Source organism: Nocardia sp. CA-151230 (genome assembly GCF_050942175.1).
In the GTDB taxonomy this organism is placed as follows: Bacteria; Actinomycetota; Actinomycetes; order Mycobacteriales; family Mycobacteriaceae; genus Nocardia.
The window spans coordinates 3756140-3779112 of record NZ_CP192061.1; the positions used below are offsets into that span (position 1 = coordinate 3756140).

22 protein-coding genes and 2 pseudogenes are annotated in these 22973 nt (G+C 64.2%); 15 read left to right on the forward strand and 9 right to left on the reverse strand.

Going from position 1 to position 22973, the window contains the following annotated elements; genetic code table 11:
• Positions 1-173: 173 nt before the first annotated feature.
• The gene (locus tag ACQP1O_RS17550) at positions 174-1181 is read right to left on the reverse strand and encodes an alpha/beta hydrolase (RefSeq protein ID WP_433566828.1); all 1008 of its coding nucleotides are present in this window, start codon (positions 1179-1181) and stop codon (positions 174-176) included.
• Between ACQP1O_RS17550 and ACQP1O_RS17555 the strand changes: the two genes are divergently transcribed.
• Together ACQP1O_RS17555 and ACQP1O_RS17560 are read left to right on the forward strand one after the other, a co-directional pair.
• Positions 1135-1749, forward strand: coding sequence for a TetR/AcrR family transcriptional regulator (locus ACQP1O_RS17555; RefSeq protein ID WP_433566829.1), 615 nt, complete (start codon positions 1135-1137; stop codon positions 1747-1749). The two genes, ACQP1O_RS17550 and ACQP1O_RS17555, sit on opposite strands and share 47 nt — an antisense overlap.
• 154 nt (positions 1750-1903) lie before the next feature.
• Positions 1904-1999 (forward strand): annotated as a pseudogene (locus ACQP1O_RS17560) (IS21-like element helper ATPase IstB); the annotation flags it as partial.
• A 431-nt stretch (positions 2000-2430) separates the two neighbouring features.
• Here ACQP1O_RS17560 and ACQP1O_RS17565 read toward each other — a convergent pair.
• Positions 2431-4773 (reverse strand): TOTE conflict system archaeo-eukaryotic primase domain-containing protein, encoded by a 2343-nt coding sequence (locus ACQP1O_RS17565; protein ID WP_433566830.1) that lies wholly within the window; start codon positions 4771-4773, stop codon positions 2431-2433.
• A gap of 298 nt (positions 4774-5071) precedes the next feature.
• Here ACQP1O_RS17565 and ACQP1O_RS17570 point away from each other — a divergent pair, with 298 nt between their 5' ends.
• Genes ACQP1O_RS17570 through ACQP1O_RS17585 form a run of 4 tightly spaced genes read left to right on the forward strand, consistent with a single transcriptional unit; the run spans position 5072 to position 7345 of the window.
• Complete coding sequence (locus tag ACQP1O_RS17570) at positions 5072-6262, forward strand: hypothetical protein (RefSeq protein ID WP_433566831.1); 1191 nt, start codon at positions 5072-5074, stop codon at positions 6260-6262.
• A 9-nt stretch (positions 6263-6271) separates the two neighbouring features.
• Positions 6272-6583, forward strand: a complete 312-nt coding sequence (locus ACQP1O_RS17575) for a calcium-binding protein (protein WP_433566832.1) — start codon at positions 6272-6274, stop codon at positions 6581-6583.
• A gap of 40 nt (positions 6584-6623) precedes the next feature.
• A complete protein-coding gene (locus ACQP1O_RS17580) occupies positions 6624-6917 on the forward strand; it encodes a hypothetical protein (protein ID WP_433566833.1) in 294 nt (97 codons plus the stop codon).
• Positions 6914-7345 carry a type II toxin-antitoxin system VapC family toxin gene (locus tag ACQP1O_RS17585; RefSeq protein WP_433566834.1) on the forward strand — a complete coding sequence of 144 codons (432 nt, stop codon included), beginning with the start codon at positions 6914-6916 and terminating at the stop codon, positions 7343-7345. Before ACQP1O_RS17580 ends, ACQP1O_RS17585 begins: the two co-directional genes overlap by 4 nt.
• A 576-nt stretch (positions 7346-7921) precedes the next feature.
• Here ACQP1O_RS17585 and proC read toward each other — a convergent pair.
• Positions 7922-8740: a pyrroline-5-carboxylate reductase gene (proC, locus tag ACQP1O_RS17590; RefSeq protein WP_433566824.1), complete on the reverse strand. Its 819-nt coding sequence runs from the start codon at positions 8738-8740 to the stop codon at positions 7922-7924.
• Between the two features lie 349 nt (positions 8741-9089).
• Here proC and ACQP1O_RS17595 point away from each other — a divergent pair, with 349 nt between their 5' ends.
• The gene (locus ACQP1O_RS17595; RefSeq protein WP_433566835.1) at positions 9090-9503 is read left to right on the forward strand and encodes a hypothetical protein; all 414 of its coding nucleotides are present in this window, start codon (positions 9090-9092) and stop codon (positions 9501-9503) included.
• On the opposite strand, the gene ACQP1O_RS17600 is transcribed toward ACQP1O_RS17595, so the two are convergent.
• Positions 9484-10050 carry a sensor domain-containing protein gene (locus tag ACQP1O_RS17600; RefSeq protein WP_433566836.1) on the reverse strand — a complete coding sequence of 189 codons (567 nt, stop codon included), beginning with the start codon at positions 10048-10050 and terminating at the stop codon, positions 9484-9486. The genes ACQP1O_RS17595 and ACQP1O_RS17600 overlap by 20 nt on opposite strands.
• Here ACQP1O_RS17600 and ACQP1O_RS17605 point away from each other — a divergent pair.
• The 3 genes from ACQP1O_RS17605 (at position 10040) to ACQP1O_RS17615 (ending at position 13470) form a co-directional block, all read left to right on the forward strand.
• Positions 10040-10834, forward strand: a complete 795-nt coding sequence (locus tag ACQP1O_RS17605) for a YncE family protein (protein ID WP_433566837.1) — start codon at positions 10040-10042, stop codon at positions 10832-10834. The genes ACQP1O_RS17600 and ACQP1O_RS17605 overlap by 11 nt on opposite strands.
• A gap of 115 nt (positions 10835-10949) precedes the next feature.
• Complete coding sequence (locus tag ACQP1O_RS17610; RefSeq protein WP_433566838.1) at positions 10950-11444, forward strand: DUF4232 domain-containing protein; 495 nt, start codon at positions 10950-10952, stop codon at positions 11442-11444.
• A gap of 1222 nt (positions 11445-12666) precedes the next feature.
• Positions 12667-13470: a hypothetical protein gene (locus ACQP1O_RS17615; protein ID WP_433566839.1), complete on the forward strand. Its 804-nt coding sequence runs from the start codon at positions 12667-12669 to the stop codon at positions 13468-13470.
• Positions 13471-13606: 136 nt separating this feature from the next.
• Here ACQP1O_RS17615 and ACQP1O_RS17620 read toward each other — a convergent pair.
• Positions 13607-14095, reverse strand: a pseudogene (locus ACQP1O_RS17620) (DUF6985 domain-containing protein); the annotation flags it as partial.
• A 292-nt stretch (positions 14096-14387) separates the two neighbouring features.
• Between ACQP1O_RS17620 and ACQP1O_RS17625 the strand changes: the two are divergent.
• Positions 14388-14921 carry an Imm21 family immunity protein gene (locus ACQP1O_RS17625; protein WP_433566840.1) on the forward strand — a complete coding sequence of 178 codons (534 nt, stop codon included), beginning with the start codon at positions 14388-14390 and terminating at the stop codon, positions 14919-14921.
• Between the two features lie 559 nt (positions 14922-15480).
• Here ACQP1O_RS17625 and ACQP1O_RS17630 read toward each other — a convergent pair.
• Together ACQP1O_RS17630 and ACQP1O_RS17635 are read right to left on the reverse strand one after the other, a co-directional pair.
• A complete protein-coding gene (locus tag ACQP1O_RS17630; RefSeq protein WP_433566841.1) occupies positions 15481-16494 on the reverse strand; it encodes a M48 family metalloprotease in 1014 nt (337 codons plus the stop codon).
• Positions 16495-17079: 585 nt separating this feature from the next.
• Complete coding sequence (locus ACQP1O_RS17635) at positions 17080-17436, reverse strand: hypothetical protein (protein ID WP_433566842.1); 357 nt, start codon at positions 17434-17436, stop codon at positions 17080-17082.
• Between ACQP1O_RS17635 and ACQP1O_RS17640 the strand changes: the two genes are divergently transcribed.
• Together ACQP1O_RS17640 and ACQP1O_RS17645 are read left to right on the forward strand one after the other, a co-directional pair.
• Complete coding sequence (locus tag ACQP1O_RS17640; RefSeq protein ID WP_433566843.1) at positions 17429-17767, forward strand: hypothetical protein; 339 nt, start codon at positions 17429-17431, stop codon at positions 17765-17767. The genes ACQP1O_RS17635 and ACQP1O_RS17640 overlap by 8 nt on opposite strands.
• Before the next feature lie 207 nt (positions 17768-17974).
• Positions 17975-18517, forward strand: coding sequence for a DUF7691 family protein (locus ACQP1O_RS17645; protein WP_433566844.1), 543 nt, complete (start codon positions 17975-17977; stop codon positions 18515-18517).
• Positions 18518-19110: 593 nt separating this feature from the next.
• On the opposite strand, the gene ACQP1O_RS17650 is transcribed toward ACQP1O_RS17645, so the two are convergent.
• Complete coding sequence (locus tag ACQP1O_RS17650) at positions 19111-19602, reverse strand: hypothetical protein (protein ID WP_433566845.1); 492 nt, start codon at positions 19600-19602, stop codon at positions 19111-19113.
• A gap of 479 nt (positions 19603-20081) precedes the next feature.
• Here ACQP1O_RS17650 and ACQP1O_RS17655 point away from each other — a divergent pair, with 479 nt between their 5' ends.
• Together ACQP1O_RS17655 and ACQP1O_RS17660 are read left to right on the forward strand one after the other, a co-directional pair.
• Positions 20082-20615: a DUF4279 domain-containing protein gene (locus ACQP1O_RS17655; RefSeq protein ID WP_433566846.1), complete on the forward strand. Its 534-nt coding sequence runs from the start codon at positions 20082-20084 to the stop codon at positions 20613-20615.
• 193 nt (positions 20616-20808) lie between these two features.
• Complete coding sequence (locus tag ACQP1O_RS17660) at positions 20809-21204, forward strand: hypothetical protein (protein ID WP_433566847.1); 396 nt, start codon at positions 20809-20811, stop codon at positions 21202-21204.
• Between the two features lie 250 nt (positions 21205-21454).
• Here the strand turns inward: ACQP1O_RS17660 and ACQP1O_RS17665 are convergent, their stop codons facing one another.
• Positions 21455-22438, reverse strand: a complete 984-nt coding sequence (locus ACQP1O_RS17665; RefSeq protein ID WP_433566848.1) for a sterol desaturase family protein — start codon at positions 22436-22438, stop codon at positions 21455-21457.
• Positions 22439-22973: the final 535 nt, after the last annotated feature.

Consider the following 22973-nt stretch of genomic DNA (forward strand, 5'->3'; position numbering starts at 1 on the left):
ATCCGCTGGATCACCCCACGGCCACCAGCCCTGAAATCGGGCGCGAGGCAAGCCCGGGTCCAGCCGGCCCCACATATCAGCCGATTACATGACGCCGAAGCAGTGCCGTTTGCGTTCATGTCGGGTGTCGGCAGCACGTGGCGTGCCGTTGACATCGGGCCGTGAGTTTTGGGTCAGATGGTGACGGCAACCTGGCGATGTATGTCCGCCAATGCTGTTGTCAGTTGGCGAATTCCAGAGGCTTCCAACGGGTAGTGGCCTGCCTGGTCAAGGACGAGAAGATGTTTCGGGGCGGCGATTCGATCGAAGAACGTCCGGCTGACCGCCAGTGGTGTCCAGCGGTCGGCACCAGGGTGGAGCAACCACACCGGGCAGGCGGTGAAGTTCTCGGGCTCGACCGCGGGCGCCGATCGCAGGTAGGTGCGCAGGAACCCGAGAGGTATCCAGGCACCCCCACCCCGCGGATCAGCGGTGACGGCGGCGGTGAGGTCGGGAAGGTTGGACATCGCAGTCATGTTGGCCACCAATCGCATCGGCACACGAATGCCGTCGACTGGAGGGACGAGTAGCCGTGCCCCTTGGGCGGCGAGCCAGGGGTATCTGCCGATGCAGCGACGGGCTTGTGGCGATCGAGGGTCGAGCAGACAGGTGACTGCGATCGCATCGATCACGCCGGTACGGGCCGCGGCCTCGTAGGCGAGCATTCCGCCCATGCTGGCCCCGAACACCACCAGTGGACGCGGATCGGCAGCCTTCTCGACCTTGACCAGGTCTGCGACGCAGTCGACCCAGTCCGAATAACGCAGTGCCCGAGCCGATCCCGTCTCGGTGCGCCCGTAGCCCGGCAGGTCGGGTACCAGTACCTCGTAGCCGAGCTGCACTGCCAGGGCCGCAAATGGCCACATCACCGCCGCATGTCCGCCTCCACCGTGTACCAGCAGCATTCGAACCGGGGCGTCCGGTCGGAGTACGCGTTCGATATGGACACGCGCGCCACGCCACCGCCACCACGTCGACTCGGGTCGAAGGCTTGGGTCGGGACGGAGATCATCGGGGAGAAAGGCCAGGTAGGAGTCGTGCATGCCATAATGATTCGAGCAATCCTCGGTTTTGACAACTCGGTTTCGGGAGACCATGTCGACCCCACGCAAAACCCCGCGCCAGCAGCGATCGGAGTTCACCTTCGACGCGATCCTCGACGCGGCTGCTCGACTTTTCCAACAACACGGCTACGCCGCGACCACCACCAACAAGGTCGCCGAACTGGCCGGAGTGTCCATCGGGACGCTCTACCACTACATACCGAACAAAGACGCGCTGCTCTACGCACTCGCCGAACGCCACCTCCGCGACGGCGCAGCCGAGCTGTTGTCCGAGGCGGCCCAACTACGCAGTGAACAGCCATCTTTGGCTGAGACGGTGCGGCGGCTGATCACTGCGGTCACCCGCCTGCATACCACGGCACCGCACATGCATCGTCTGCTCTACGAACAGGCACCCCGCACTCCCGCGAGCACTGAAAAGTTGAAGCAGTTCGAACAACTGCTCGCCGGCGAAGTCACCTTCCACCTGAGCCGCCTCGGCGTCGGCGGAACCGATCCAGCACTGACCGCGGTGCTGCTCGTTCAAGCCGTCGAAGCCCAAATCCACGGCGTCGTTCTCGACCCGCTCGACGGCCGCGCGATCGACGATTGCGTCGAGATCGTGATCGAGTTCTGGACACGAGCCCTCACCGCACAGACAACCTGATCGCGCCGCAGAGGTCTCAGCCGAATATCCGGTCATACCGCATACCGCGCGGACCGAACCGGCCGGCGCGGGGCGCCGGCGGCCGAAACCTGGTGCGGTGCGGAACGTCCGCTACTGCCGTCCGCTACTAGCCGAATGCCGTGCGTTTGGAGGCAACGAGATCGTCGAGGCTGCCGATGATGAACAGCTCACCAAGGCCATCGCCCGTTACGGGCGTGTCGACCTGGCTCTGTATCGACGACTGAGCTGGCAAGTCACCAACCAAGTGGCCCACATCTGACTGCGGATCAGAAGGTTGGGAGTTCGAGTCTCTCCGGGCGCGCAAGAAGAACCCCCTGACCAGGCAGTTTCGGTCAGGGGGTTTGTGTTTCACCCAGGCGAATCGGACGTTTTCCAAAAATATCCCAAGAATTCGCGACCGAACGTTCCGTCCGTTGCCTGTCTCGAAACCAGCTCCGCAAGAACAGGTTCGGTTCGCGCGGACAGGTAGCACGAGTAGGCGTACCGCAGGGTCGTGATACTGATCGAGTGCAATGGGTTCGCGACTACTACGCGGACGAGGACGTCTGGTTGTTTCATCAGCTCGATGACGAAGGCTGGCCGCATCGGCAGGTTGGTCTCCGCAGAGCCGATGGTGTTGCGGTCACGGCCGCGGCACTGGGCGAGGTGGTGAACGCGCGCTCAGTGTCCGGGTTTCCGTGGGTCTGGGAATCCGAGTTCGGCGTACCCGGGTGCGCGTTTGCGTAGTGAGGAGGCGATCACCGGGGTCAGGACATCGTGGTAGTCGTGGACGGTTGCGGTGGATTTTCCGGGGTGGGCGCGGGTGATGCGTCCGGCGTATTGGATGAGGCGGCCTTTGAACGAGACGGGTGCGGCGAGGAACAGGGTGTCGAGGGCGGGGCAGTCGAAGCCTTCGCCGATGTAGGAGCCGGTCCCGACGAGTAGTAGTGGGGAACCGTTGGCTGTGCGCGTTGCGATCGATTCGATGACTGCTTGGCGTTCACGGGCTTTCATTCCGCCGCGGAGGGTGATGATGTCGTCGCAGCCGACGGCGGTGAGGTGTTCGGTGAGTGCGTCGACGTGGTCGACCCAGGTGGTGAGGACCAGAATGTTGGCGCCCGCTCGATGGGCGTCGAGGACATCGTTGATGATCTGTTTCAGGCGGTTTTCGTCGGCGATGAGGGCGCGGTAGATCTCGGCGATTCCACCGGGCTGGCTGGGATCGGCGGTCCCGTCGTAGGCGAATTGGGTTGGGTGTACGTGGAGAACGCGGTGTGGTGCGGGCGTGTCGCCGTTGGTCGGCAGGTGGCCCGCCGCGGGTGCGTCGATGGTGTGGGTGTGTGAGCCGAGTTGGTGGTAGATGAGGTCGTCGAGCTGGTCGCGCCGGTAGGGGGTGGCGGTGAGGCCGAGCCAGTATCGGGCGGGGATCTGGTTGAGGACGTCGGTGAAGGCGGAGGCGGCGATGTGGTGGCATTCGTCGACCACGACGAAGCCGTATCCGCGGGTGAGTTCGTCGACATTGGCGCGGCGGGCGAGGGTAGGGAGCAGTGCTACGTCGATCACTCCGGTGGTCTTGGATCGGCCGCCGCCGATCTGTCCGCATTTGATGCCGAGGTGCTCGAGGATGCGGGTTCGCCATTGGTCGGCGAGGGCTTTACGGTCGACGAGGATCAATGTCGATCTGGCCCGGGAGGCGATTGCCGCGCAGGCGATCACGGTCTTGCCGGTGCCGGGTGGCGCGACCAGCACGCAGGTGTCTTGGGCTTCGATGGCGCGCAACGCACTTTGCTGTTCGGCCCGCAGTTCGCTCGCGCAGGTGAAGGTCTGCTCGCTGCCGTCGGTGCGGTTGTCCTCGATATTCAGTGTGCTGTCGGCGGATTCGACGAGGGTGGTGAGCAGGGGGAGTAGTCCGCGGGGCAGGATCAGGTCGCCGTCGAGGGTTTCGTCGTAGCTGCGCAGGAATCGTGGTGTGTCCCATGTGCTTCGGCGTGCACGCTGGCGGGTGTAGAACTCCGGGTTCGGTATGGAGGCGGCGTGCTTGACCGCCGAGATCATGGCCGGACCAAGATCGGCGGTGCTCAGCTGGAGCCGCGCCTCGAGCGTTGCACGGATAATCGGTGCCGGGCGGGGCACGATTTTCGACGAGGTCGGCAGCTGTAGCCGCCGGACATTGTGGCCGACTTTCGGTTCGCCGAGCGCGGCGGCTAGTGAGTCGACTTGTTTCAGGGAGAGCCGGGGGATGCTGGACAAGTACGCCCACTGGTCGTCGAACGGTTCGAGGGTGGCCGGATCGAGGAACAGCGTGGTGCCGTGTCGGCGTCGGGCACCGTTGAGTGGCGCGGCGATCAGATTGCCCATGCCACGGCCGGTATGGGTGTCCTGCGACGGAAACAGCCGGTCGTAACTGGACAGGCTCATGCTGCCGCGCAACTGGATTGCCTCGGCGAGCAGGCCGGTGGCGATCCGCCGCGCCGTGGCGGCCGGGGTGGCCGTGGCGAAGAAGATCCACACATGCGCGCCGCGCCCGGACTGGGATGCTTCGAGGGCGGCTGGAATGTCTTTGGCGCGCGCGGCTTTCAGGAATGCCAGTGCGTCGAGCATGGCCGCGCTCTTGTCGAAGTCCGCCGCCACCCACCAGCAGGAGTCGTTATCGGTCAGCGGATATAGGCCGATGTGGTGCTCGCCGCGCAAGTGACCGGCGACGACGTCGTCGGTGAGCGGCAGGTACGGCGCCTCCGCGCGCGACATGCCCTTGCTCCATCGGCCTCGGATGGCAGGCATCCAGCCGGACCGGCCGTCACGGCGATTTTCCCAACGAACGGCGTAGACGTCGTCGCGGCCACGGAAGAGATCGAGATAGAACCGCACCTTCGCTGCCGGGGCGGAGCCCATGTCGACCGGCGTCTGCGCAGCAGTCTGATCCGGATCAGCGGCCCGAGACTGGTGCTCGGTCAGATCGAGCAGACGGCGCAGACGAGCTGTCTCCGCCCGCAGTGCTTCGAGCTCGCCGGGATAGCGTTCCACGAGCAACCAGTGTGCCGTCTCCGTGGGTCGCACGTCGACGGCGCAAGCACGATGGCCGATCGCGTACTGATCGTCGAGGTCGCAGGTGACAACGCCATGGTGACAACTCGTCCGCCCCCAATGCAGAACCGCGCCTGCCGCGCCGACGCGTGCTCTCATAGGTCCACCACCACTTGCTGAGGGTGCTTACCGGCAGGATCGGTTGCCACTGTGAGGTTTCCAGGCGATTGATCGCCGGTCGCCGGTAGGGTGTGCGGCGTCGGTACCGTTACGTGAGGGGCAGGAGTCCGAGGGGATCATGAATTTCGAGCGAGCGACAGCTGGATCGCTCGAGGATCTGATTGTCCGCGCTGCGGACCTCAAGTCAGAACTCGTGGCGTTCGCGCAGAGTTCGCGTTTCGAGAGGCGGCTGACCGCCAGGCTGATGGACGCCGCCGACGACCGCGGCTATCTCGACGAAGGCCTGGCAATTGCGACCATCGATCATTTCGCGTTGCAGTATCGGCTGTCCGACGGTCGCACCGTTGTCGAACGATTTGTCACACAGCATCGGCCGCCGTTGCCCGACGGTGAGCGGGACATGGTGTTGGGTTGGCGCGATGTGGTACAGGGGTGCTTCGAGGCTCGGAGCATCGAGGGCGACGCGGTCGTGCTGCACAATCTCATCGACGATGTCGTCTATCGGGTCTACTCGAACATGGGGGTCGCACCATTCGCGCGCCTGCGGAAGGGCATGTTCGTCATCGGCAGGATTGTGCCGCTGCGTCCGGACGCGTGGCTGGTCAGCGGACACCTCGTGTTCTTCCCCAAAACCGCAGCGCGCCAGGCAGCGCAGAGTGCGCTCACCACACTGACCGCGAATCCAGAACTGCTGCACCGCAACCAGGATCTGACTCGCCGCGCTTGGGAGATGCAGGCCGAGGATCGCGCCGACTTCATCGAACTGTTCGGTGCTGACCTGATGGTACTACCCGTGGACGAGGTCCACGACAAGCTCCGTGAGCACTACCGACGTCGTCGAGACAAAGCACTCGCGCGTCTGGACAAGAAGTCCGCCGAACGTGCCATCGCCAGCGGACCGGATCCCGACGTGCTCGCTGGGCTGCCCGCGGGTCTGCAGGACGCCGAAACGGTCGGCGTGATCTACGACGAAGTCGAAGGACTCAACTTCTATCGCGACTTCGGCCGAGCGGATGCCCTGTTCGCCGACCCGGTCCGCGTCGGCGATCGAACCTCCGTCGCGGTGTTGCGTGGTTATCTGCGAGACGATTCCGTTTCCACGCTTCCGATCCGCCGTTTGGTTGAGCGTCACCGTGAAAAGGCCGATCAAGTGTTCCGGAAAGTGCTGGGCAAGCCCGGGTTCTGTTGGGAGACAGACGGAGAGGATCTGTTGCGCCGTCGCAAGAAGGAGTTCTTCGACCGCACACCAACCCCCAGCATCTCGGTGGTTGGTGCACGTCTGGCCGAACTTCTCCGCGGCGGCCGATAGAACCACGCTATGGACAAGCTCACAAAGGCGCAGCTCGAGGCAATGGTCGAAGAAGCCACAGTGGACGCCTACGGCGACGAGGAACAGCTGGTCGGCTTCTACACCATGATCGCCGATAATCTGGAGATCCCTTTCGAGACAGAGGTTTTCGGGCTGACGGTCACCGTCGACTCGATCGACTTGCTACCTGGCAGCGGGGTTGTCGCAATATGCACCTTCGGCCGGTATTCTCGATCTTCCCCTGCTCTCACCGACTCCGAGAGGGGCCGAATGGATCGAGGCGTACCGGCACTGGGCACCCTGAACTGTGTACCTGGCTGATCGCCGCCTATGTCGTGCCACGGCGTGGTACGGTGTATCTATGCCTGTCCCGGAGATGTCTCCGCCGACCGAGGTCAGCGTGCGCCAGTTCGTCAACGACTCCGGCGCCGTGACGCGCGGGCTGCGGGAGGGGCGGAAATACCTGCTCACCATCAACGGTGAGCCGTTGGCCGAGGTGACGCCGATCAGGCGACACCGTTTCGTCCGCACCAGCCAGGCCCAGGCGATGTTCGCCACCGCTCCCACGCTCGACTACGACGAGTTGATGCGTGACCTGGATACGGCTGTCACCGACGAGCTGTCCGAGGACCCCTTCGGGGAGACCGGCCTGTGAACGACTCCCAGTCCAGGGGCGTGCTCGACACGAGCATCGTCGCCGCGCTGTCGGTGTTCGATCCCGCTGAGTTGCCCGTCGAATCCGCCATCAGCGCAGTCACATTGGGTGAGCTGTCCAGGGGGCCGTATGCCACCGATGATCCGATCAAGCGGGCACGGCGGATCGCGGTGTTGCAGCACACGGAGGCGACGTTCGGGGAGGCGCTTCCATATGACAGTGAAGCCGCGCGGGTCTTCGGGCTGATCTGTGCGTCGGTGTATGCGATCGGTCGGCAGCCGCGCCGCCGGACGGCTGATCTCATGATCGCGGCCACAGCGGCCCGCAACGGGTTGCCGCTGTACACCACCAATCCGAAGGACTTCGAGGGCCTCGACGGTCTCGTTACGATCGTTCCGGTCAGCCGCCCCGACGGGGCCACCGGCTGACCGGGAGGAGGTCGGTGGCGAACCCTGCCGGGGATGCAATCCGCACCCTCGATGCGGGGATTCGGCTACGCGAAACCGTCGGCCGCCCGGGCGGTTACCGGGCGTACAGACTCGACCTGTCACCAAAAATATCCCAAGAATTCGCGGGCCGCCTTGCGCGATTTCCGCGCAGGAATCCTGAAGCTGTGCAGGTAGGCCGTATGTACCAACTCGAACTGAGAAATGCGCGATCACACCGAATCAGGGCACGACCAGCACGTTGATCGGAACTCTCGATCAGAAGGTTGGAAGTTCGAGTCTCTCCGGGCGCGCAAAGTAGAAGGCCCCTCCACTCGGTGGAGGGGCCTTCTGCGTTGTGGCCGTTGGGGTCTCGGGTCGGACCGAGTTCACTCGGCTGTCGGGCCGTTTGCCTTCGGCAACAGAGATCTCCGATCTACCACACCTATCGGCGGAGGAGATCACATCTGTCGAGTTCCAAACGGAGTGGCTGGCTGTCGGAGGCTGGTAGTCAGCCGAGTATCCGCTTCTGCCGCGAGGCGCGCGGTTCGAGCCATCGCGGTTATCCGGTGCCCGGCGCTAGGCCGTGTTCGTGCCGTATTCCATCGCGCGTCGTTGGGCCGCGGCGAGTGCCTCATGGAATACCGAGCGAAGACCTTTCCGCTCGAGTTCCCGCAGTGCCGCCGCGGTCGTGCCGGCTGGTGAGGTGACAGCTGCACGCAATTCCGACGCGGGCTGGCCTGAGCTCTGGAGCAGTACAGCCGAACCGAGCATGGTCTGGGTGACCGACTCAACGGCGACCGGTTGCGGGAGCCCTAGCTGCACCGCGGCCTCGACCATGGCTTCGGCGATCGCGAAGAAGTAGGCCGGTCCGGAGCCAGACACCGCGGTCACCGCGTCCATCTGTGTTTCGTCGACGATCACTACTTCCCCAACGGTGCTCAGCATGCGGCATACGAGCCCGAGTTGCTCGCTGCTGACGTGCCGGCCGGCTGCGATCGCGGTAATGCTTTGCCTGACCAGCATGGGAGTGTTGGGCATGGCCCGCACTACCGGCGCGGCAGCTGGCAGCTGTCGCTCCAGCTGGGCGGTGGACACACCCGCGGCCAGTGATATGAGAACCCGATCGTGTTGAGCACCCAGTTCCGCTGTGCCCAAGCCGCATAGCGCGCCGTCAATGTCGTTGGGCTTCACCGCGATCACGATCAGATCCGAGGTCCGGACAGCCTCGGCGGTGTCGGTCGTGGCGCGAACTCCCAGGCGCTGCCCGAGGACCGTTACCCGGTCCGGTGCTCGGCCGACGACGATCACATCACCACGGGGCCAGCCCGATTCGAGAAGCCCCACGATCAGCGCCTGCCCGATCTGTCCACCGCCGATCACCGCAACCCTCGTCATGGGCTTCAGGGTAGTTGGTACGCAGCCGAGCAACGGAACTGAGAACAGATGGCCAGGGTCATGCATGACCATCCTCAATTGCCGCATACCGCGCTGACCGAACCGGCCAGCGCGGGGCGCCCGGGTTTCGGCTCCCCTTCTACGCGGCAATCCACTTTTACGCACCACACCGGATTCCAGGGCCTCGGTGACGGCTTCGGCGGTGGCGGGGAAGGCGTCGGGGGTGGGTGCGGGTCGAGGATGAGGGTGCTGGGCCAGGCGGCCCTGCCCGCGGTGGACCGCTCGTGCCGCGGGTGTGGAGTCCGTGATCCGATACGTACTATCGGGCGTGGTTAAAAGTGGTGCAGCCGTGGTCAGTTTGGCTTTTCTGGGTGGGTTGGCGGCCACAGTGGGGGCCCTCAGTGCAGTTCATGCCCTGCGTGACGGTTACAGCGCAGGCTTCGCCGACCTGTACACCGTGATGCCACGGGGATGGTTGCGCGGCTACTACTGGCTGGCAGCCGTTTTCGATCCGAGCGCAGCGCTCCTACTGATCGTCGGTGCGATCCTGCTGATCGTGCGCCGAGGACCAGGACAGATCCTGGTGATTGCAGGTTGTGCCCTGGTGATCGTGCTGGGCGTCTTCGGAGCAGTCGTCAAACCGGACCTCCTCGGTACCGGCCCGGCAGGATTCATGGACCACGTGATCCGCCTTGCCCTGCTCGGCTTTCCGATCGTCACGATCGCCTTGGCGAAACCCCGCCTTACCCGCCGACCCGTTTGACGACCGCGTCCGCGACGGCACCCGCATCGCCGTCCGCCAACTCGATCTCGATCACGGCGGTGGGCGTGACCCGTACGGCGCAGTTCCATTGCCGGTCCACCGCCTGCGGATTCAGCGAATGATATGTCCACTCCGCAGCATTCGGCCGGGTACGAACACTGTCGATAAGGACAGTCGCGCCCGCAGCGCCGATCGGGATCTTCGTTCCCGCGCACGCCTGGAGCGCCGTCGTGATCGCGGCGACGGCGCTCGAACCGGTCGCACGATAGAGCGCGACAGCTTCGTAACTCGAGGTGCTCTGGCCGGTCCCCTTGTCGATCTGCCGTTTTCGGAATGCGGTGAAGTCCGATCCATACAGCTGCCGGAACCCGATCCCAGCCAACACCGCGCAGGTTTCCGGGCGGATGCCGACGAGGTGCTCCATCGCATCGGCCGGAACGGTCTCCTGATCCTTGGTGTAGTCGGCGGCCATCGCGGCGTAGGTGGCCGAGTCGGTGGTCTTCGCCTTGACAGGATTGATGATCTGGTCAACATCCTTGGGCGCCAACAGCAGTGCCTCGATATCGGTCCCCGAACCTGTCGATCCTGCCGGTCCACACCCGGTCAGCGCGAACACTGCCGCAACGACCGCCACCTTCGCAGTGATCGATGATCCTCCCACGACCACAGTCGCCCCCCGTTTCGATCTCGATTGCAAACTACGTCAGCCGAACTCGAAACCGCAAGAAGACAAGCAGGTCCGATCGGCTTATCCGGCCTCCGTCTCCGTCCTGGACACCCACACTCGAGCAGTCACCGCCACGATCGCCGTGGATCAGCTGTTCGTGGGTGAGCCCCAGCCGATCGTGATAGACCCCGCGACGCAGCTCGTTTATATCCTCGGCATCGGGACGCGCGGCGCACTGGTGGTCATAGACCCCGCCACCGATTCGGTGACTGCCCGACCACTGGTCGAGGATGTTGTCGACCCTGTAGCTGTCGCAATCGATTCCGACTGGGAGACACGACACAGAATCCGAAACCCGTTGGCTCGCACACACAGTTCTCGGATGCGCCTATTCGGTCTGAACCGGTGGTTCGGTACTGCAATCCTCCTCTTGCCTTTTGTCTACATCGGTTTTACCGCCTTCAGGATGCGAAGCAGATGGGGAGCCGATCAATGGGGCGACTTCGCTACGTGGATCGCTGGGATAGCCACCAGCGCTGCAGTGCTTGTCGCGCTCTGGCAGACACACCTCGCACGACGAGATGCAGCCCAGGCACGGACGGAGGCCGCGGCGGGGTTGCTCAGGCACGGATTGAGCGGCGGCACCATCCGGTCGGTGATCTGAGCGGAGTCGGGCGCCGCCTCCACCGAGGATGGCAGTGTTCAGCGGATCATTAGTCGTCCATAAGGTTCCTTCCGCAAGATCACTGTCGATCACGATGACGCGGAGGGATCGGCAAATGCGTTTCAGGGCAGTGGTTTCGGCAGTGCTGGTGGCGGCCGGGGCGGTAGTCCCCTGCATGGCGGCGGGGCAGGCGCAGGCGGAAGAGCCGTGGTGCGGGGCCTCACGGCTGGGCCTCACCGTGCAGCCCGAGCTCGGACAGCCCACCGGCAGTCAGCGCACCGCAAGTATCGTGCTGACGAACCTGTCCCAGGAATCCTGTGTTCTGCAAGGCTTCCCGGGAGTCGACCTGGCTGCGGTGGGCGACAATGGCCGCGCCTCGCTGCCCCGAACCACCGAACAGGGCCAACCGGTCCACCTGCCCCCGGGCGGTCAGGCCAAGAGCACCCTGACCTACGTAACCGGCACCGATACCCCCACCGAAATCATCGTCACCCCGCCCGATTCCACCACCCAACTGCATGCCGCCTGGCCCACCGCCCTGGGCTCGATCACGGTATGGCCCCAAGGCGCGACCCACCCGGGCACCTACATCGGTCCCCTGCACGGCTGAGCGCTTGCCGGATTTGTGCGCGTTCTGCCGCAACCGACGTGCGCGTTCTGCCGCTCCAATCGTGCGCTTCTCGCCGACACCTACACAGGGCGTCAACCTGCGCGCTGTTGATGAGTCGGCCGATTGATCCGCAGTTGATTCGTTGCAGCCGGGCGGGTGGCGCGGTTGCGATCACCGGACACCTCCAGCCTCGCCCGGCCGGGTGCCGACCGCCCGGATCATGATGTCCGGCACGTCGACCAGGACCGCGCGGTTCGCATGCTGGTCCGTCAGGTCCACTCAGCGAAAACCGCCCGTGACCTCAGACCCGGCCCTACCCACTCTTTTCTGGAAGCCGCATACCGCGCTGATCGAACCGGCCAGCGCGGAGCGGCTGGTGGTAGGAACCAGGTGCGGTGCAGGACGTCCGCTATTGCCGAATTGAGGGCCTCCCGACACGGCCGGTGGCGGGCTGAGTGTCGGTGGGGCTGGTTAGGATCCGTGTCGTATCACAGACTTTGAGCGGCGGCTGTCTCTGCGGCAATATTCGGTTCTCCGCGACCGGTGAACCGGACTTCCCACATCTGTGCTCGTGCGAGCACTGCCAGCGGCTTTCGGGCGCGCCGGTGATGTCTTGGGTGTCCCCTTCCTAGTAGAAGGATTCGAGTGGACCGGTCCAGGCGGGGAACCGACCTGGTTCGAGACCTTCCCGCAGATCTGCCGTGGGTTCTGCCCCGTCTGCGGATCGACCCTGGCGTCCAAGGGTGATGAGGATGGTCTTGTCGGGATCACGATCATGGCGTTGGACCGACACGTGGACCTTGTGCCGGTCAAGCAGAGCTTTGCTCACAACGCAGTCCCGTGGTTGCCCCCGCTGGAGTGACTCGGGGCCTCGGCAGAACGTCCGCAACCGCCGCTGATCGCGCTGACCGGACCGGCCAGCGCGGACCGCCCCCCGACGAGATCGTCTGCGGCCCACGGCATCCGCACATGCCGCATCCCGCGCTGACCGAACCGGCCAGCGCGGGGCATCGGAAGATCAATTGGCCGTTCCGATCCGAGGCCGGCGGAACGTCCGCAACTGCCGAGGAGCGGGAGCTGGCTCGCCTATGCGGTGATGATGCCGAGTGAGTATCCCGCCGTCGGCGCTGCTCCGGTCTGATGACCGCGTGACGCACTGTAATCAGCGTAAGGCGTTTTTTTGTGATGCTCCTACAGGTTGCACCCTGCTATGAAGTGGCTCATGAGTAATCGTGTTGAGGAGGTTGCCGTCAGCGACGGCAGCGGAGTAATCGACGTTCGAGGAGTTGGCCACCGTCTGGACCTGCCCGGCGGCTGGAGTAGCCACTGCCTGCTGCGTATTGGCGGCGATGTCACCGATCTCGACACCTCCGCGTACGAGGGCAGCATCGGTAGGCTCATCGCCCGCGTTCCTTCGCGACCACCACGACCGGAGGCACTGGCTGCTCTGCAACAGTTGACCATTGGTGCCATGACGAGTCTTCCGCTGCACGTGTCGCTGTGGCCGTTGCTGCAACTGCTGACCCCGGGGCGCTACGAACTCCGCGGACCGGAGCCGCTGTGGCCGGATTATCCGAACGCGGTGAACAAGCACCGGACCACGGTCTTGCGAGAGGCCGTCATACACGCAGAACCCGATGAGCCCGTCTGGATCTATCCAGACCCAGACCACTCGACCTATCTGGTTCCGACCGAGGGCTGGCCGCCGTCCGATGATCGAGCCGTCGCGCGCTACCGGCAGCTGATCAACGCTGGCCGGCGGCCAGCGGTCATTGCGCTACGAACCATCAGCAGATTTCCCATGAGCGGTTTCGTCATCGACGGTCACCACAAACTTCGCGCGTACCTCGACAACGAAACCATCCCGGCCGTCGTGTGGATAACCCGCCTCGATGCACCCGAAATGACTGCTGCAGAGGTCCGCGAGAGCTTCCCTGAGCTGGCCAAGAGCAATCAGTACTTCCGCCACCTCCTACGGGTCCTCGATGAGAACGAGAGCACAACAACTGACTACAGTCAGCAGTAGTGAGCTCTCATGCCGCATACCGCGCTGACCGAAACGGCCAGCGCGAGGCGCCGGCGGCCGGAACCTGGTGCGATGCGGAACGTCCGCTTCTGCCGAGTTGAGGATGGCAGCTGGTTCGTCTACGAACGCGAACCACTCATGGCTGGTACCTGTGGACGTACACAACCTCGGTGAGGCGGTCATCATCGAATGCCGCGGCGTTGGTGAGGTGCCCGTCGTACGGTCCAACCTTGGTGACGGTCAGGCCGTCGCGGAAGACGATCTGCAGGCCGTGCTCCGGCTCCCAGTCGCACTCGTATTCCAGCGACACGTACACGTGCCCGCGAGCGGCCTCCCTTTCCACCGAGATGGCAGGTTCGTCTCCCAGACGGACATGGTCGAGAATCTCAGCCTCGGTGGAGATCTCGACGTACCAATCGTCTCCCGCAGCCAGAACGTCAGCGGTGACGTCGCGATAATACGAGAAGACAGCCGACGTGGCATCCAGCAACGCAGTCGGCTCCAACAGCAAGAATTGACGGATTGCCGCCTCGAAATCCTCCGGAGCCTGATCATCACCGTCGAGCTTGATCAGCAAGCAACGCTGTTCTCCGACAAGCGGCACCGGCACAGAACCGCTTCGGTAGCAATCGAACTCGCTGTCGTAGAACTACGCACCGACGCCAGGGATATCCACGCGATCGGACATTAGCAGGCGGTCCCGACCGACAACCGAAACGTCCGCACATGCCGCATACCGCGCTGACCGGACCGGCCAGCGCGGGGCTGCCGGCGACCGGAACCTGGGGTGGTGCAATACGTCCGCCATTGCCGACGAGCGTGCGCTGATGCAGCAGCAGCCGCCTGGGAAGCAGGCGAACCAGACGGTCCACAATGTTGGAAGCCATAACTGAGCGAACGACTGACGAGCGAGCCTGATGCCTTTTACATGGGTCGAATCCGCTGGAGGACCCTTTCTGATTGCGCCTGAATCCGAACTCGGCCAATGGAAAGGAGTCGAACACACCGACGGGGCGGTGGAAACATGGGGCGACTACGGCCGCGCCTGCGCGGTCGAAGGGTACATCGGTGTGATAGAGGTCGGCGCCCAGCACGCCCTGGTTCTCGGCGACCAACCTGCCCGCACGACATACCTCCCCACGGAACGGTTGTTCCTGCGCGGGGCACAGTCCGGCTCCGACGACGAATTTGTCAGTCTGGCGCGGCGTGTACTGCATGACATCACTTGGGACCGAGACGAAGACCTGGTCTGGGAGGTGCGAGGACCTGTCATCTTGTTCGACTCAGCATGGTCGGGAGCGGAGATCGAGCCCGACAATCAATTGCGTATCGACCTCGAGCCAGGTAGTTACCGAGTCCGGGCAACCTCGCTGCGGGAGCCGGGCGACTGGTTGATCCTGATCCAACTGCAGGCGGTGGTCGAGCAGTCCAGCACCGCAGGGTTGGCGTAGCCCGTACGAGTCCGCGTCGACCGGCGAGGCCTCCGCGACATCACCGCCACCTATCCCGACGTGGCGGCCGCACTCGCCGACGCCGCCGGCGGACATGACGGGTTGATGCTCGACGGGGAGATCGTGGTGCTCGGCCCCGGGCAGGTGCCAGGTGTCGTGCTGATCATCGGGGATTCTCGCCCGAGCGTTGAGCTGAGCCTGCCAGCAACTCTCGCAAATGTGGCCCCGCCCGGTCTGCGGGATGGGAGGCAGGACCGGCCGGGTGTGTACATTTCAACCAGATCTCAACCAGCAGACACCCGGCCATGACTGTGCCCTGCCCATTGCCGGATGACCGCTGATCATGGTAGGTGCGCGGGTTCCCCGCCACGCCGCGACACGAGCCTCCCGCCGCTATAGCCACAGCTCGGTATCAGGAGGACGCCGGTCCCCTCGAGACGACAGGCGCTGGGCGAAGGATTGCGTCCGGTCGGCGAGGTATTTTCCCGGCCCGGGACGGCAGTGGATGACGAACAGCGGTCCGGCGCTGCGGTCGTTGATCCCACCTCGCGCGGATCCGTCAGCTGGGGTCGACGGGCGCTTCGAGTGGGGCGGCGACGGCTTCGCCACGCAAGTTCCCGCGTCCTATGCGCAGGTTGATCCTGGCGATGCGGGCTGCGACGGAAGGGTGGGTCAGCGTGAAGTGCGGATCGTGTCTTCGGGCAAGCGACAACAGGGTGTCGCGGAGCGCGGGGCCGTAACCCAGGTCGACGGCCACCCGGTCGCACAGGTATTCCTGACGCCAGCTGAGCCACATCATCGGAAACAGTTGCAGGACGCAGAGTACGGCCAGGGCGACGGCGACGCGGACATCGACGGCCGGGAGCATCAGCGCTACCAGGGTGGCGAAGACGATCGGATAGGCGATCAACAGGACGAGGGCGTGGTACACGGTCCATCGATCCCGCCGGGGCAACGTTTCGATCAGCAGTTTCGTCGGGCCGCCGAAGAGTTTGAGGGCCGGTGTCGCGCACAATATTTCGATTGTGCGCAGAAGCCAGCCGCCGATCACATGATGCCCGAGCTCATGCGCGACCACAGCCCGCAACTCGACCGGGGGCAGCTCACGGACCGCGGATATCGATACCACGACCAGGCGATGGGGTTGTGCGTGGGCAGACATCCCGCGTGTTTGGGATTGATCCCGCACCATCAGTCGCAGACGGGATTCGGGCATGCCCGCCGCGCGCAGCACATCGTGCCGAGCCGCGATCACCGCCGCGAGGGGCTCCTCGTACTCCCGCGGATACACCGCCTCGTCGGGGTGTCGTGCAGTCGAGCGGCGACGACTTTCGTCATCCGGCAGTACCCAGCTGAGCAGGCGCATGAACAACCAGGCCGCGCAGCGTATGACACCGACGGCGATGGCCGCCCACAGGCCGACCCACACCGCGAGACTCCGGAGAATGACCAAGGTCGCCGCGGCCCAGGGCAGCGCTACCAGTAGGCGGGTGAGTGGCAGCAGTCTCGCCTCGAGAAGCGAGAGGCCGCCGAGCCGGTATTCGGGTGTGGCCGAGGGGGATTCGACAGACATAGCGGATCAGCCCTCCGTGTGGGTGAGGCGCTGTGTTCCTAGCGCTCGCGATCACTTCACGATACGAACCGGCCGAGCGACCGCGTAGCCCCCAGTCCGAATGGGATCTGCTGGGACAGCGGAGGCAACTGATTCTGGCTAACGTCGGTCGGCAACCAGATTCGAAGGTGTGGAGGGGGTTCGACTGTGATCGCGAGCGTCACGATCCGCACAATAGTCTGCCAGGACGACAACGCCGCGTCGGGCTCTGGGGTTCCGGACTCCAGCGCGCGTGATCGCTCCTTCCGATTCAGCACCTCGGGGTCCGGGCGGTCCTCGCCCACCGGCCCCACCTCCGGTGACCCCAACCCGCACGCGCGGTAATAGGCGCGCACCGCGCGCAGCGCAGTGTTGATACTTGCCGTCGGCCGCCGCCGCGCCACCAACGCATTCTGGGCACACAGCACGTGTAGGCCTGCGAGGCGGCACATGCCTTCACCTTCCGGCCTCCGGCCTCGGTCGACCCCGCTCAGCCGAGGAATCTGGGCGGGTTGGTGCTGAGGTCGGTGTCAGGTTCGGTGAGCCAGAGAAGCAGCCAGTTGTAGGTCAGCAGAAGGCTTTCGAAGAGGCTGCAGGCGCCGGCCGCGCTTCCAAGCTGGAGGTCAACTCCGCCGCACGGGAGTCACGGCGGTTGAATTCGTCGTCGAGCAACTGCTTGGCGGTGGGCAGCTCGCTGAAGTCGTGATTCGGGTGCGGTGGGATGGCCGCGAGCGGGTCAGCGCCATCGAGACTGATCTCCCGGTCGAAGAACCGCGGCCAGTCCCGCGCGATGATCTCGCGGGCGCTGGTGGCCATGTGCGCTGCGATGGGAGAGGTGAACCCTGCCAGGATCAGCTGCCCCCACGCCGGTAGTTCGGCGATGTCGTCGAGGCCGAGGGGCTCTTCAGGCGAGACGGTGATCATGATCGGTGACCTCGTGGAGCCGACACCGACGATCGATGCCCGGATGTTCGACCTGACGGTCGAGCGATTGTGTCTCGAGTTCGGCCCTCGCACCTCGCGGGCGCGAGTGGAATCGGTGCTGCGGGAGTGTCTGACCGATCTGGCCGGCAGTCCGGTGGGCGCGATGCCCGAACTCAGCGAACGCCTTGCCAGGCAACGGCTTTACCAGGACAGCAACAGCATCGGTGTACCACTGCCCTCGGACGAGATTGCCCCTGTTGAGGTTCGCGTAGAACTCCCCGAACTTTGGGCGGATGTGAGGTTCCGCCACGAACGACGGGCAGCAGCCTGAGTGCTCGTGTCGATGTTCGAAGTCGCGTTCAGCGATTTCCGAAGTGCTGTTCAGCAAGTCGGAGGCACCGCTTCTGGCCGTCACGTGCCACTCGGTGACAGGTAGGCAAACGCACTGAAATGCCGAATGCCGCGCATCGATCGCCAATGCTGCACAGCCCATTCGGCGTTGCGCCCCGCCTCGGTCAGGCGGGCTACGATCGCGATCGTGTCACGCGCCTTGACTGTGTATGCCGTCGATCTCGACGACCTCGTTGCCGTCATCGGGTCAAACGACGAGGAGACGCTGAACCAATATCTCGCTCACCTGCCCGAAACCCACGACCCGAGATGCTGCGTCAAAGGCATAACCAGCTGTGAGTGGGTGGATCCGAACGTGTTCCGCGCCATCTTCGCCGGTGGCCCGTTCCAGGTGGAGTACGCGGAGGACTACGTCAAGGCACTGGAAGTCATCTGCCGATCGCTGGGTCCATCCGTCTATGACATGGAGTTTCACTTCCGCAGTGCACCAGACGACATCGTCGAGCTGGCCACCGAGATGAACCTCGATGGCCCCTTCCCCCAAGCTGAATGGCGTGGCTGGGGCAGTTGGGCCAAGGAAGGCTGCGCCGAGGAGTTAGCTGAATTAGAGGCAGACGGTGACGATGAACCCACCGACTACGACGACTCGGACTATGCCTTCCACAGGCTGAACCTGCTGTACGCCTCCAAGAGAACAGACAAGGATCTCATCGGCTTCTTCTCTGGATAGAGTCGTCCGCACACTCCGTGACCGGTGATCGGACCGGTAAGCACGGGCGGCGGCAGCCGGAAACCGGTCCGATGCAGAACGTCCTGTATTGGCCGCATACCGCGCTGACCGAACCGGCCAGCGCGGCGCGCCGGCGGCCGGAACCTGGTGCGATGCAGAACGTCCGCTCATGCCGAATGCCGTGCGATGGGCCTAACCCTGCAGTCGACGCGTCCGACCGCCAGTTTCCTGACGGAACACAGGTCAGGTTGCAGGTTCAGGCCCACTGACGCGCAGTGCTGACCTCGCCACTCCGCCGCATCCTGCGCTGACCGAACCAGCCAGCGTGTCCCGATCAGCGACGCAACCGACTGTGGCACAGCGATATCCGCTCATATCGATTGCAGAGCTCGTTCCCGTCGCCCACCGTGTAGATCTACTCGGACCGCAACCGATCGGCCGACCTGCTCAGTACCGTTCGGGTTCTCACCGACAGCGTGTCGCTCTCGGCCAGCCGGTCTATGGTGCAACCCCTGGGCGCGATTCGTGGTAGACCGGGCATCGCCTGCCCCACCTGCGATTCGAGCGCGGAGGCGCCTACTTGTGCGGGTTCCTCACCAGGACGAGGCAACGTGACAGGTGGCGGCGGCGGAGCCGCTGGTGCTTCCTGTCCGGAAGGCTTGCACAGCCGCGCTCCCCGTCAGGCCGGGCACCGGGGCTCCCCCCGAGGCGGGAGGAGTGTAATCGGTCGACATCTGGCTGGTGATCACGCCGTTCGCACTCTTTTGCATGGCGACGACATGCAACGGTATGTCGTAGCAATCGAGGTCTATCTGGGCCCCATAGCCGGAGGCGCCGTAAAATCTCGTCGGGAAGGGGCTTCCCCCGAGGACGATGCCGTCGAGGGTGACCCACACCGGAGTCGAGTCCGTAGCATAAACAGCGATGTACGCGCTGCAACCCGGGCCGTCGATCCCGCCTTTGGCGCAGTCCGCCGCGACTTTGGTGATGTCGGCAGAGGCCGGTGCCGCCCCCAGTGCGAGACTGGCTGCCGCGGCGGCAGTCAGGATACCGAACCCGTTGCGGGCCAGTGGTTTCAGCTTCATGGTTGGTAGGTCTCCTTGCTTCCCCCCGGAGAAGGGACACCGGGTGTCAGAGAGCTTAACGACCGGGCCAACATTCAGAACCGAATTCGTTTCACAAATTGGGGCGTTGACACCACGAACATCCCAGGGCTGCCGCCTCCGTCCTCGAGCCGAAGACCGGCCGCCGCACGGCATCACCGCAGCAGAACCCGGCGCAGTCGCAGCATTCGGACATGAAACCCATGCTCCACCAGCGCATTACGCCATATCCGCCCGCTTTCGGCGCCTGTCGGTCGGGGACCCTCGCGATCGGGCTCCGTCGTCGGCAGTGTTGTCGCACCCTCGGGTGGGCGCCGACGGCCCGAACCTGCTGCGGTGCAAAACGTCCGCTATTGCCGCATACCGCGCTGACCGAAGCGGCCAGCGCGGGTGCGTGGAAGATCAACGGGCAGGAAGCATCTGAGCCACGACCGGATGTCGCCAGATGCACAGTAATGCCGATGACCGGTCGAATTCGTTGGGCCGAAAACGTCCAGCTGTGGTCGAATCTCCCGGTGATGAAGGTTCGCCAGTACTGCTACTTCGCCGTGGACAGCGCCATGACGCCAACGTCCACGATGACCGCACTTCTGGGGATCGAGCCAGATGTAGCACACACCAAAGGCGATCTCACGGCGAGCGGCCGAGTCCGCGGATTGAACGAGTGGAGGATCGTCGAGGAGACGAACGACGCGATCGATGACCAGATACAGCGGTTGATCGACAGGTTGGCACCGTGCCGCCCTCAGCTCGTCAAATGGGCTGAGGACCAAGACATCTCGTCGAGACTACAGATCGTGCGCTACTACCACGATCCCGACGGCAGCCACGGCGCGCCGGGCGGAACGCAGATCGGGGAGGCTCGGAAGTGGCCCCGCCCCCTCGGCTGGCATCTCTCCGTCGAGGTCTTGCAGTTCTTGTCCTCCACCTCAACGGACCTTGATGTCGACGAATACGACTTCAGTCCTGATGAAGTCGATACGAACGAGGTCTAGCGAGTCGCTTGGGTTCGGCCGCCCCCGCTTGGCCGAACGCACTGAACTGCCGCATACCGCGCTGACCGAACCGGCCAGCGCGGGGCGTCGGCGGCTGGAACCTGTTGCGGTGCGGAACGTCCGCTATTGCCGATTCCAGGATGTCGTGGCGGGCTCGTAGGGTTGGCTGGCGAGTTCGAGGGATGGGGTGATCATGGCCGAAACTGTTACCGGGCTGACGCAGGAAGACAGCGGAACCATCGGGTTTGTCCTGAGCTGCCTGTTCAATGAAGCTATCGAGATGCCCGAGCTTCGCAGGTGGTGCGAACACGTCATCATCACCAACGAGATTCAGGACATCCCTCAGTGCATGTTCGATCTGGTGAGTGTCGATGATGACCCCGGCCGGGTATCAGAGATCATCGAGTTCGCTCCCGACGAGATCACGAAGCAGGAAGATGATGCCCTGTATGGCATCGCCTTCCAACGAGGCAGGGATGTGTTCGACCCACCCCTGAGCCCGGCCGAGGCGCAGCGGACACTGCTGACCAGACCTGACGTACTCCAGCGCTTCCGGGCTGTCTTCCCGTTCATCGAGCTGAGCACGTAACCATCTGCAACGCACTACATTGCCGCACACCCCGCTGACCGAACCGGCCAGCGCCGGGCATCGGAAGATCAACTGGCCGCGGGCATCTCGGGTGGCTGACCAATCGCTGGCAGTGCATGGTGATGGCACCCCTACGTATCTCGTTCGGGTTCGGCACGGTTGACCCTTATGCCTTCCCAGGACGGTGCGGATTCGTGATGGCGGAACGTCCATTGGAGTTCGGGGGCGGAAACTTCCGGAGCCCCGAGCATCATCTGTACTCGAGGTGATGGGCCAGTAGTCCGGTCAGGGCTTCGTCGACGGTGTTGCTGGGTCGGTCGCGCTGGACCGTGTTGTGGGCGCTGGTCGAACTGTGTTCGTCACTGCGTGTGTGTGGGGTGATTGCGGATCTGATCGGCGCGGTGGGCGGGGCGAAGACCGTGCGCAACACCGTGCGCATGTTGTGTGCTCGGCCGATGTCGGTGAGCATGGCGAGGAATTCGTGGAAGTTGGTGGTGATCGGGTTGAACGTTCCGATGTTCCTGGTCAATCCGTAGGTGACGGGGTCCGATTCGTGTGCGTAGCTGCCGAACACGCGGTCCCAGACGATCAGGACGCCACCGTAGTTCTTGTCCAGGTACGGGTTGTTCGAGCCGTGGTGCACGCGGTGATGTGACGGGGTGTTGAACAGGTATTCGATCGGTGCCGGGAGCATGCCGATGCGTCGGGTGTGCAGCGGCCACTGGAAGAACAGGGTCACGGTCTGCCAGAACAGGATGACCGACGGCGGGATCCCCGCTACCGTGGCGGGCGCCAAGGTGGCGTTGTCCAGGAAGACCGCGAACGGCATCAGCGCCGGCATCCGCAGCGCGGTGGACAGGTTGAACTGCTCGCTGGAGTGGTGCACGCTGTGCGCGGTCCATAACAGGCGCATCCGGTGATCGGCGCGGTGTCCCCAGTAGTAGCAGAAATCGGTGGCCGCGAATCCGATGGCCCAGGTCCACCACCGGTCGGCGGGCAGGTGGATCGGTGTCCAGGCCGCCGCGACGAGGGTGAACGAGAACGGGACGAACAGGCCTTCCAGTGGTCTGGTCGCCTTGCTCACGATCCCGATCACCAGACTGTTCACGGTGTCGCGACCATGGAATCCGTTGCCCCGATCGGTGTCCGAGACCCGACGCCAGGAGATCCATTCGACGGCCAGAGCGACACAGTATGCCGTGAACGCGAACAGGAAGATGCGCGTGTAATCCACCGTGGGGTCCTCGTCGGGGTGTTCGCGGCGCGGTGCCGGATGCTTGTGTTCCGGAGCGCAACTGCATGCGGTTTCCGGGAATTGATTCTCGGGAATGCGGGCCTCCCGCAGGAGAATTCGCTGCGGGAGGTTGCGGTGACGGAGAAAAGGGATCGGAAGCCGAATTCCAGCGGGAATCTCAACTATCCGTGCGCGACGATGTCGGTGCAGGGGCTCAGCAAGGTGAGATGCCACATCCCTGCGGGGCACGGGTCGAGAAGATCAGGGATGATCGCGGCCGACCCGGTAGACGACCCGGTTCCCGCCACGGGTTGGGTGGGCACTGGCGCGGCAGGCTGAAGGACAATCGGTGCCGCGACGGCTGCACCCTTGGCGACGGCCAGTCCGGCGAAAAGTACGGTAGCGGCGAGGGTGCCTCGAAGCTTGGTTCGAGTACTGGATTTAGACACTGTGAGTCCCCCAACTAGGTAGATGCAGAGGTCCCCGAGGCTATCGACTGTGAAGCATCCGCATTTCAAATCATGTGCCCCCATTT